Origin of the sequence: Pseudonocardia kongjuensis, from assembly GCF_039526905.1 — a bacterium.
In the GTDB taxonomy this organism is placed as follows: domain Bacteria; phylum Actinomycetota; class Actinomycetes; order Mycobacteriales; family Pseudonocardiaceae; genus Pseudonocardia; species Pseudonocardia kongjuensis.
This window is the reverse complement of the sequence record NZ_BAAAJK010000028.1, coordinates 31,677-41,144: the sequence shown is the minus strand read 5'-3', so window position 1 is coordinate 41,144 and position 9,468 is coordinate 31,677. Positions and strand designations below refer to the sequence as shown.

Sequence of the window (9,468 nt, the reverse complement as noted above, 5' to 3'; positions counted from 1 at the left end):
TGATCTCCGGCGCGATGTGCGGGGCGAGCGCGCTGTAGTCGTACGGCAGATCCGGGAGCGTGTACTCGGCCATCGGTTGTCTCCGACCTCCTCGGTGACGGGGCGCGGCGGCTGCCGCGCGGATCTCGTCCACTATGTCTCACGATACGACTACCCGCGACGCCCGGCGCGCACGCATGCATCACCCGAGCAGCTCCAGGAGCTTGCCGACCGTCGCCCAGTTGCGGGTGGTCCCGCCGCCGTCCGGGGCCCCGGAGCGGGTGGCCAGCCGGGCGGCGAGCGTGGACCGCCCCATGCCGTCCGGCAGGTACAGGTGCACGACCCGCCCGGCGACGGCGGCGTCCCCCCGCCCGCCGGCGGCCCGCTCGGCGGCCAGCGCGGCGTCCAGCCGCTGCAGGTCGTCGTCGGACGGGGGCGCCGCCCGGAACACCGTGTGCAGCTGGGCCGGCGCCCCGGAACCGGCGAACGGGTTCGACCCGACGACCGCGGCGTACTCGTCCCGGCCGAACACGACCACCGGGCGGGGCACCGCGAAGTCGTCCCGCAGCACCTGTTCCACCGTCGCCGCGATCTCCGCCGGTTCGGCCGGGCTGCCCAGCACCACGTTGCCGGACTGGATCCAGGTGCCGACGTCGGTGAACCCGCGCCCGGTCAGCGCGCTGCGCAGGTCGGCCATCGGGACCTTCCCGGTGCCACCGACGTTGATCCCGCGCAGCAGCGCCACGTGCGTCCGCACGCCTCAGCCCGCCCGCCCGGCGATCCCGGCGTGGGCGGTGCGCAGCTCGTCGGCCGATGCGTCCACCGCGCGGAGGGTAGCGGCACCGCCCGCCCGGCGGCGCGTGATCGGTGCCGGCCCGGCCTGATGGCAGTGCCCGCGGCGCTCCCGTAGCGTCGCGGCGAGCACCGGCGGCAGCCCGTCGCCGGGTGGGAACGAGCGCGCCCGGCGGGCGTCGCGGACGGAGGCGGCATGACACCCCCGGCGACCGGACGACGGGTCGGCGACGGGCTCGCCGTCGGGCCGGATCTCACCGGCGCCGCGGAGGTCGCGACCGCCCAGGCGCTCGGCGCGCTGGACGGGACGCCGCCGGACCTGGTGGTCTTCTTCGTCTGCCCGGGGGCCGGGCCGCAGCTGCCCGCCGAGGAGGTCGAGGCCGCCGGGCTGCGGGTGATGGAGCTGGCCGGCGCGGTCGCCGCGATCGGCGCCACCGCGCACGGGGTGATCGCCGACGCCCGCGGCGTCGAGGGCGAGCCCGCGGTGTCGGTCTGGGCGGCGAGCCTGCCGGGCAGCCGGCTGCGGGCCGTCGCCCCGGTCGCCGAGCGCCGCCCCGGCGCCGGGCCGGACGGCGCCGACGCGATGACCGTGCGCGGCCTGCACAGTCCCGCCACCGACGACTGCGCCGCGATCCTGCTCGCCGACCCGTACGAGTTCCCGATCTCCGGCGTCCTGGACCGGATCAACGACACCCGGCCCGGTTTCCCGGTGATCGGCGGGATGGCCAGCGCCCCGGGCGGGCCCGCGGTGAACCGGCTGTTCGTCGACGGGCGGGTGCACCGGGGCGGCGCGGTCGGCGTGCTGATCGGCGGCGATCCGGCGCCGCGGATCGTGGTCAGCCAGGGCTGCCGGCCGATCGGTCCGCCGATGGTCGTCACCCGGGCCGAGCACAACCGGATCGCCGAGCTGGCCGGCCGCCCGGCGGCCCGCCGGTTGCGCGAGATCGTCGGGGCGCTGCCGCCGGGTGAGCAGCAGCAGGCGCTGCGCGGGCTGCACATCGGCGTCGCCGTCGACGAGCACGCCGGCGAGCTGGGGCGCGGGGACTTCCTGGTCCGGCCGGTACTGGCGGTGAACGCGGAGGAGGGCTCGGTGGTCGCGGGCGACGTCGTCGACGTCGGGACCACCGTGCGCTTCCAGGTCCGCGACGCGATCGGCGCCGCGCAGAACCTCTACGAGCTGCTCGGCCCGGTCCGCCGCTCCGGCCCGGCCGCCGGGGCGCTGCTGTTCTCCTGCAACGGCCGCGGCGCCGGGATGTTCGGCGATCCGGACCACGACGTGCGCGCCGTGCTGACCGGCCTCGATCCGCGGGCCGCCGCCGCCGATCCGGCCGTCGGGCGCCCCGGCCCGGACCGGCCGCGGATCGCCGGGTTCTTCGCCGCCGGCGAGATCGGGCCGATCGGTGGCCGCAACCACCTGCACGGCTTCACCGCGTCGTTGCTGGTGGTCTGACGCCGCGGAAGAAGGTGCGCAGCTCCTCGACGTAGGTCTCGGGCTGCTCCAGCGAGGCGAAGTGCCCGCCCACGTCGGGCCGGGAGAAGTGCCGCAGGTCGGTGAACCGGCGCTCCAGCCAGGACCGCGGCAGCTTCACCATCTCGTGCGGGAACTGGGCGACCCCGGTCGGGACGTCGACGTCGTCCATCCGGCGGCGCGCGAAGCTCTCCCAGTACAGCCGCGCCGAGGACGCACCGGCGCCGTTGAGCCAGTACTGCATCACGTTGTCCAGCAGCCGGTCCCGGCTCACCACGTTCTCCGGGTGCCCGGCGCAGTCGGTCCAGTCCCAGAACTTCTCCACGATCCAGGTGCACTGCGCGGCGGGCGAGTCGACCAGCCCGTAGCCGATGGTCTGCGGCCGGGTGGACTGCTCGGCGGAGTAGCCGGCGCCGTAGCGGTCGAAGCTCTTGGAGAACGCGATGTCCGCCTTCTCCTGCTTCGTCAGCGGCAGGTCGAGATCGTCCGGCTTCGGTGCGAGCGCCATCGTGAGATGGATGCCGTAGAGCATCTCCGGCGCCGCCGTCCCGAGCGCGGAGGTGATCATCGACCCCCAGTCGCCGCCCTGCGCGGCGAACCGCTCGTAGCCGAGCCGGTCCATCAGCTGCGCCCACGCCACCGCGATCCGCTCGACGCCCCAGCCCGGCACCGCCGGCTTCCCGGAGAACCCGAAGCCGGGCAGCGTCGGCAGCACGACGTGGAAGGCGTCGGCCGGGTCGGGCGGATCGGTCAGGGCGGGCAGGACGTCCAGGAACTCGACGACCGAGCCCGGCCAGCCGTGCGTGAGCAGCAGCGGCATCGCGCCCGGGTGCGGTGAGCGGGCGTGCACGACGTGCACCTCGACCGCGTCGTCCCCGCCGCCGTCGAGGCCGGTGCGGAACTGCGGCCAGGCGTTGATCTCGGCCTCGACGCGGCGCCAGTCGTAGCGGGTCCGCCAGTACTCGCAGAGCTCGCGGGCGTAGTCCAGCGGGACGCCCTGGCCCCAGCCCTCGACGGTCGACGGCTCGGGCCAGCGGGTCCGGCCCAGCCGCTCGCGCAGGTCGTCGAGCTCGGCCTCGGGAATCTCGATGCGGAAGTCGCGCACCCCGCCACGGTGGCACGCCGGGGCGCGGGGCGCGGCCTCGGATCGATCACGATGCGGTCAGCGCCGCGCGGGGCCGGGGGTGAGGGGGACGCCGATCAGCTTCTCCGAGGTCTCCCAGATCCGCTGGGCCCCGGCGGCGTCCTCCAGCGTGCTGTAGAGCTTCTGCTCGGCCGGGGCGCCACCCAGGTTGCCCGGCCCGCGCGGCCCGTAGAGCCGGCCGCCGCGGGAGTCCGGCGAGGTCGCCGCGAGCAGCGCGGGCAGCCCGGCGGACTCCACCGTGCCGACCAGGATGCCGCGCCGGGACAGCGCGCCGATGATCCGCCTGCCCATGGTCTGCCGGGCGCGGCCGACCTCCGGGCGCGCGGACAGCAGGTTGGTGGCGGCGACCCCGGGGTGCGACAGGGTGCTGGTGATGCCCCAGCCGCCGGCCCGGCTGCGCCGCTCCAGCTCCAGCCCGAACAGCCCGTACGCGATCTTCGACTGGCGGTAGGCGCCCATCCCGTCGTAGGACCGCTCCCAGTTCAGGTCGTCCCAGTTGATCGTCCCGCTGGACGCGGCGATGCTGATCTGCGAGGTCACCCTGGCGTTGCCGGCGCGCAGCAGCGGCAGCAGGTGGGCGACCAGCGCGACGTGCCCGAGATGGTTGGTGCCGAACTGCAGCTCGAAGCCGTCGGCGGTGGTCTGCCGGTCCGGCGGGGTCATCACGCCGGCGTTGCCGATCAGCAGGTGGATCGGGGCGCCCTCGGCGGTCAGCTTCTCGCCCAGCGCCGCCACCGACTCCAGCGAGGACAGGTCGAGCTCGCGCAGCGAGACGTCGGCGAGGGGGTGCGCCTGACGGATCGTGGCGAGTGCCGCCTCGCCCTTGCGCGGGTTGCGGACCGGCAGGACCACCTCGGCGCCCGCCGCGGCGAGCCGGGCGGCGATGCCGAGGCCGACGCCGTCGCTCGCACCGGTGACGACGGCGCGCCGTCCGGTCAGGTCGGGAACGGTGATCTCGGGGGTGCGGCGTGGCATGGGTTTCTCCCTGCTCCTCGTGGGCTGTGCCCGGTGGGGTGTGCCATCCACACTGGTCGTGTTGCGCGGGGTTATCCACGGACTGCCGATCCGTGGCTGCGGCGCGCGTCCGGCGGTAGGAACGATTCAGTACCCGAACAGAGGCGGTGGGCCATGATCGACCGGGCCGGGCTGGCGGCGTTCCTGCGGAGCCGCCGGGAGGCGATGCAGCCGGAGGACGTCGGGCTGCCCCGCGGGCGCCGCCGGCGCACCGCGGGGCTGCGCCGGGAGGAGGTCGCGGCGCTCTGTCACATGTCCGCCGACTACTACGCGCGGCTGGAGCGGGAACGCGGGCCGCACCCGTCCGAGCAGATGCTGGCCTCGATCGCGCAGGGCATGCACCTCTCGCTCGACGAGCGGGACCACCTGTTCCGGCTGGCCGGCCAGCACCCGCCGGCCCGCGGGGCCACCAGCGAGCACATCAGCCCCGGGCTGCTGCGCATCCTCGACCGGCTCGCCGACACCCCGGCCGAGATCGTCACCGAGCTGGGGGAGACGCTGCGGCAGACCCCGCTGGGCGTCGCCCTGACCGGCGACGCGGACCGCTACACCGGCCCGGCCCGCAGCCTCGGCTACCGCTGGTTCACCGATCCGGCGTCCCGGAACATCTACCCGCCGGAGGAGCACGCGCTGATGTCCCGGATGTACGCGTCCGGGCTGCGCGGGGTGGCCGCGCGGCGCGGCCCCGGTTCCCGGGCCGCGCAGTTCGCCGAGCTGCTGCTGGCCCGCAGCGCGGAGTTCCGCGAGCTGTGGGAGGCGCACGAGATCGGGGTGTCCCCGCAGGAGGTCAAGCGGCTGGTCCATCCCGAGGTCGGGGTGCTGGAACTGAACTGCCAGACGCTGCTCGACCCGCACCAGTCGCACCTGCTGTTCGTGTACACGGCCCCGCCGGGCAGCGAGAGCTACGAGAAGCTGCAGCTGCTGTCGGTGCTCGCCGGGCAGTCGCTCGGGCCGTCCGACGCGACCGCCGACCGGCGCCCGTGACCGGGCTCAGCCGCTCCCGGCCGGCCGGCCCAGCGCCCGGCTGATCCCGCGGGCCGCCGCCCGGACGGCGGGCACCCAGGTGTGCGGGTTCGTCCCGTCCGCGGGCACGACGACCGACAGCGCCGCGACGACCGGGCCGTCGCCGGTCCGCACCGGGGCCGCCACCGACAGCGACACCGCCTCGATCTGCCGGTCGGAGACGACGAACCCGCTGGCCCGCGCGCGGGCCAGCAGCGCCCGCACCCCGTCCGGATCGCAGACGGTGTGCGGGGTGAACCGGCGCAGCGGGCGGGCGAGCACCCGCTCGACGTCCTCCGGGCCGGCGTGCGCGAGCAGCGCCAGCCCGACCCCGGTCGCGGTCGAGGGCAGCCGCGATCCCGGCCTGCTGACGATCGAGACGGCGTCCCGGGTGGACAGCCGCTCGACGTAGACGACCTCCGCCGGGTCGTCCTGGTCGAGCACCGCGAGCTGCACGTTGTGCCGGGTGACCTCGTGCAGGTCCTCCAGGAACGGCATCGCGGTCTCGCGCAGCCCGCGGCTGGCCGGGGCGAGGTGCGCGATCTCCCAGAGCCGCAGCCCGATCCGGTAGCGGCCGTCCTCGCCGCGTTCCAGCGCCCGGCCCGCGGTGAGCTCGCCGACCAGCCGGTGCGCCGTGGTCAGCGGCAGCCCGGAGCGGCGCGCGATGTCGCTCAGCGCGAGCGCGGGCGTCGACGCGGTGAAGGCCCCCAGCACGTCGAGCACCCGGGCGGTGACCCCGGACCTGGCCGGACGCGTGCTCATACCGTGCAGTCTTCCGCAGAGCGGAAGCGCGGTCGAGCCGGGTCCGGCGGGTCGGGGACAGTACCGCCCATGACGAGCCCCGCCCCGCGACGACGCGAGACCCGGACCCAGGTCGGCATCATCGGTGCCGGGCCGGCCGGGCTGGTACTGGCCCGGATGCTCGCCCTCGCCGGGATCGACTCGGTCGTCCTGGAGGCCCGCGACCGCGGCTACATCGAGGCGCGGGTCCGGGCCGGCGTCCTGGAGGCACCGTCGGTCGCGCTGCTGCGGGAGCTGGGCGTCGCCGCCCGGCTGGACCGGGAGGGCATGCCGCACACCGGGATCGCGCTGCGGTTCGGCGAGGCCCCGGGCGCGCCCGCGGCCGACCACCGGATCGACTTCGCCGATCTCGTCGGCGCCGGGATCACCGTGTACGGCCAGCAGGAGGTCGTGAAGGACCTGCTCGCCGACCGGATCGACGACGCCGGGCTGCCCGTCGAGTTCGAGGTGTCCGGGGTGGCCGTGCACGACGTCACGACCGACGCGCCGTCGATCACCTACACGGCGGCCGACGGCACCGACAGCGTGCTGCGCTGCGACGTCGTCGCCGGGTGCGACGGGTTCCACGGCGTCTCCCGGCCGGCCGTGGCGGCGGGCGGGGAGCTCACCGTCGCCGAGCGCGTCTACCCGTTCGGCTGGCTCGGCGTGCTGGCCAGGGCCGCCCCGACCACCGACGAGCTGGTCTACGCCCACCACGACAACGGCTTCGCCCTCTACTCGATGCGCAGCCCCGAGGTCACCCGGCTCTACCTGCAGGTGCCGCCGGACGCCGATCCCGGCGACTGGTCGGATCGGCGGATCTGGGACGAGCTGCAGACCCGGCTGGCCTGCGACGGGTTCACCCTGAACGAGGGCGAGTTCCTGGAGAAGCCCTCGGTCACCCCGATGCGGAGCATGGTCGCGGCGCCGATGCGCCGGGGCAGGCTGTTCCTGGCGGGGGATTCGGCGCACATCGTCCCGCCGACCGGGGCGAAGGGGATGAACCTGGCGATCGCCGACGTCCGGGTGCTGGCCGACGCGATCGCCGGCTTCTACCGCACCGGCTCGGAGACCGGCTTCGACGAGTACTCGGCGACCTGCCTGCGCCGGGTCTGGCGGGCCGAGCACTTCTCCTGGTTCATGACGTCGATGCTGCACCGCTTCGATCCCGGCACCGAGGCGGGCGACGCGTTCGGGATCGGCCTGCAGCGGTCCCAGCTGCGCTACACCGCGACCTCCCGGGCGGCCGCGACCAGCCTCGCCGAGAACTACGTCGGCCTCCCGCACGGCGCGGTCTGAGCCCGCTCGCCGTCCCACCACGCACCGCACGAGAGGAACCGCCGATGACGCCGCCGCTGCTCCAGCCCCCGGGCTACGTCCCGGTGCCCGAGGGCACCAACCCGCCGCTGAACTCGCCCGGCTACAAGAGCACCGGGCTGCGCGCCCCCGCGCAGCAGCCGATCGTGCTGCCGCACCGGCTCACCGAGGTCACCGGCCCGCTGCTGACCGGCCCGGTGAACCCGGGCGACGACGACCTGACCATCGGCGCGAACGGCGAGGCCGTCGGCCAGCGGATCGTCGTGTTCGGCCGGGTGCTCGACTCCGACGGCCGAGCGATCCCGGACACCCTGGTCGAGATCTGGCAGGCCAACGCCGCCGGCCGGTACGCGCACCGCTGGGACAACTGGCCCGCCCCGCTGGACCCGAACTTCACCGGCGGCGGCCGCACGCTCACCGACGCGCACGGCAACTACTCGTTCACCACGATCAAGCCGGGCGCCTACCCGTGGGGCAACCACCACAACGCGTGGCGGCCGGCGCACATCCACTTCTCGCTGTTCGGGCGGGCGTTCACCCAGCGCCTGGTCACCCAGATGTACTTCCCGGACGATCCGCTGTTCGCCCAGGACCCGATCTACAACTCGGCGCCGGAGGAGTCCCGGCACCGGATGGTGTCGACCTTCGACCTGGACGCGACCCGGCCGGAGTGGGCGCTCGCCTTCCGGTTCGACATCGTGCTGCGCGGCCGGGCGCAGACGCCGTTCGAGGAGCCGCACGCATGACCGGGACCCCGCTCGCCCTGACCCCGTCGCAGACCGTCGGCCCGTACCTGTCGATCGGGCTGCCCTGGCCGGACGGCCCGGACGTCGTCCCGGCCGGCACGCCGGGCGCGATCACGATCCACGGCACCGTCACCGACGGGAACGGCGCCACGATCGCCGACGCGATGGTCGAGACCTGGCAGGCCGACCCGGCCGGCCGCTTCGACCACCCCGACGACCCGCGCGGCGCCGTGTCCCCGGCCGAGTCCGGGCACCCGGAGTTCCGTGCCTTCGGCCGCGCCCCCACCGACGACGACGGCCACTGGAGCATCCGCACCCTGCTGCCCGGCGCGCTGCCCGGTCAGGCCCCGCACATCGACGTGTCGGTGTTCGCCCGTGGCCTGCTCGACCGGGTCGTCACCCGCGTCTACTTCCCGGACTTCGCCGAGGCCAACGCCGCCGACCCGCTGCTGGCGGCGGTGCCGGAGGACCGCAGGCACACGCTGATCGCGGTGCCCGACGGCGAGGGCCGCTACCGCTTCGACGTACGCCTGCGCGGCGCCGACGAGACGGTCTTCCTCCAGCTCTGACCGGCCCCGGCGCCGGTGCTCGACGCCCGGCGCCGGGCCTCGCACCCTGCCCGTGGCCTCGCACCTACGCGCGGCCTCGCACCCGCCCGCCGCCTCGCACCCTGCCCGCGGCCTCGCACCCTGCTCGCGGTCTCGCACCCTGCTCGCGGTCTCGCACCCTGCTCGCGGTCTCGCACCCTGCTCGCGGTCTCGCACCCTGCTCGCGGTCTCGCACCCTGCTCGCGGTCTCGCACCCTGCCCGCGGCCCCGCACCTACGCGCTGCCTCGCACCCTGCCCGCTGCCTCGCACCCTGCCCGCGGCCCCGCACCTACGCGCTGCCTCGCACCCCGCCCGCCGCCTCGCACCCCGCCCGCGACGTCGCACCCCGTGTCGGTCCTCGCACCGGTTCGAGCGGGTGCGGGGGCGTGCTGAGGGTGCGGTTCAGCGCCGTCCGCTCGATGTCGCACCCCGTGGCGACCCCCGCACCCGTTCCAGGGGGTGCGACGCCGAACGGGAGGTGCGGCGTCGGGCCGGGGACGCGGCGCCGCGTGAAGCCGTGGCCACCCACCCACGCGCCCCACCGCACAACACCCGACGCCCCGAGGCAGCCGGCGCCCGACCTCGCACCCCGCCACCTCACCTCACACCCCTTTGCTGCGGTGCACACCCCACGCGTG

At 75.4% G+C, this 9,468-nt stretch carries 9 protein-coding genes; 5 read left to right on the top strand and 4 right to left on the bottom strand.

The genetic code is table 11. The features are described 5' to 3' along the window. Positions 1 to 181: 181 nt before the first annotated feature. The gene (locus tag ABD160_RS22515) at positions 182 to 736 is read right to left on the bottom strand and encodes a DUF1697 domain-containing protein (RefSeq protein ID WP_344025676.1); all 555 of its coding nucleotides are present in this window, start codon (positions 734 to 736) and stop codon (positions 182 to 184) included. A gap of 231 nt (positions 737 to 967) precedes the next feature. On the opposite strand from ABD160_RS22515, the gene ABD160_RS22510 reads away from it, so the two are divergent. Further along, positions 968 to 2,221, top strand: coding sequence for an FIST signal transduction protein (locus ABD160_RS22510; protein WP_344025674.1), 1,254 nt, complete (start codon positions 968 to 970; stop codon positions 2,219 to 2,221). Here the strand turns inward: ABD160_RS22510 and ABD160_RS22505 are convergent. Together ABD160_RS22505 and ABD160_RS22500 are read right to left on the bottom strand one after the other, a co-directional pair. Then, complete coding sequence (locus ABD160_RS22505; RefSeq protein WP_344025672.1) at positions 2,196 to 3,344, bottom strand: epoxide hydrolase family protein; 1,149 nt, start codon at positions 3,342 to 3,344, stop codon at positions 2,196 to 2,198. The genes ABD160_RS22510 and ABD160_RS22505 overlap by 26 nt on opposite strands. Before the next feature lie 57 nt (positions 3,345 to 3,401). Continuing rightward, positions 3,402 to 4,358: an SDR family oxidoreductase gene (locus ABD160_RS22500; protein ID WP_344025670.1), complete on the bottom strand. Its 957-nt coding sequence runs from the start codon at positions 4,356 to 4,358 to the stop codon at positions 3,402 to 3,404. A 153-nt stretch (positions 4,359 to 4,511) separates the two neighbouring features. Between ABD160_RS22500 and ABD160_RS22495 the strand changes: the two genes are divergently transcribed. Continuing rightward, on the top strand, positions 4,512 to 5,381 hold the full coding sequence (locus ABD160_RS22495; RefSeq protein ID WP_344025668.1) for a helix-turn-helix transcriptional regulator: 870 nt from the start codon (positions 4,512 to 4,514) through the stop codon (positions 5,379 to 5,381). A gap of 6 nt (positions 5,382 to 5,387) precedes the next feature. Here the strand turns inward: ABD160_RS22495 and ABD160_RS22490 are convergent, their stop codons facing one another. Beyond that, the gene (locus ABD160_RS22490) at positions 5,388 to 6,161 is read right to left on the bottom strand and encodes an IclR family transcriptional regulator (protein ID WP_344025666.1); all 774 of its coding nucleotides are present in this window, start codon (positions 6,159 to 6,161) and stop codon (positions 5,388 to 5,390) included. A 69-nt stretch (positions 6,162 to 6,230) separates the two neighbouring features. On the opposite strand from ABD160_RS22490, the gene ABD160_RS22485 reads away from it, so the two are divergent. The 3 genes from ABD160_RS22485 to pcaG are packed head-to-tail and all read left to right on the top strand — an operon-like array spanning position 6,231 to position 8,811. Next, complete coding sequence (locus ABD160_RS22485) at positions 6,231 to 7,478, top strand: 4-hydroxybenzoate 3-monooxygenase (RefSeq protein WP_344025664.1); 1,248 nt, start codon at positions 6,231 to 6,233, stop codon at positions 7,476 to 7,478. Positions 7,479 to 7,522: 44 nt separating this feature from the next. Then, positions 7,523 to 8,242 (top strand): protocatechuate 3,4-dioxygenase subunit beta, encoded by a 720-nt coding sequence (gene pcaH, locus ABD160_RS22480; protein ID WP_344025662.1) that lies wholly within the window; start codon positions 7,523 to 7,525, stop codon positions 8,240 to 8,242. After that, complete coding sequence (pcaG, locus tag ABD160_RS22475) at positions 8,239 to 8,811, top strand: protocatechuate 3,4-dioxygenase subunit alpha (RefSeq protein ID WP_344025659.1); 573 nt, start codon at positions 8,239 to 8,241, stop codon at positions 8,809 to 8,811. The genes pcaH and pcaG overlap by 4 nt, the downstream gene beginning before the upstream one ends. The last annotated feature ends 657 nt before the right edge of the window (positions 8,812 to 9,468 follow it).

Excerpts from the sequence above, each read along its gene's own strand:
- ABD160_RS22490 (WP_344025666.1), bottom strand. The coding sequence starts at position 6,161 with ATGAGCACGCGTCCGGCCAGGTCCGGGGTCACCGCCCGGGTGCTCGAC.
- ABD160_RS22500 (WP_344025670.1), bottom strand. The coding sequence starts at position 4,358 with ATGCCACGCCGCACCCCCGAGATCACCGTTCCCGACCTGACCGGACGG.
- pcaH (WP_344025662.1), top strand. The coding sequence starts at position 7,523 with ATGACGCCGCCGCTGCTCCAGCCCCCGGGCTACGTCCCGGTGCCCGAG.
- pcaG (WP_344025659.1), top strand. The coding sequence starts at position 8,239 with ATGACCGGGACCCCGCTCGCCCTGACCCCGTCGCAGACCGTCGGCCCG.
- ABD160_RS22495 (WP_344025668.1), top strand. The coding sequence starts at position 4,512 with ATGATCGACCGGGCCGGGCTGGCGGCGTTCCTGCGGAGCCGCCGGGAG.
- ABD160_RS22510 (WP_344025674.1), top strand. The coding sequence starts at position 968 with ATGACACCCCCGGCGACCGGACGACGGGTCGGCGACGGGCTCGCCGTC.
- ABD160_RS22485 (WP_344025664.1), top strand. The coding sequence starts at position 6,231 with ATGACGAGCCCCGCCCCGCGACGACGCGAGACCCGGACCCAGGTCGGC.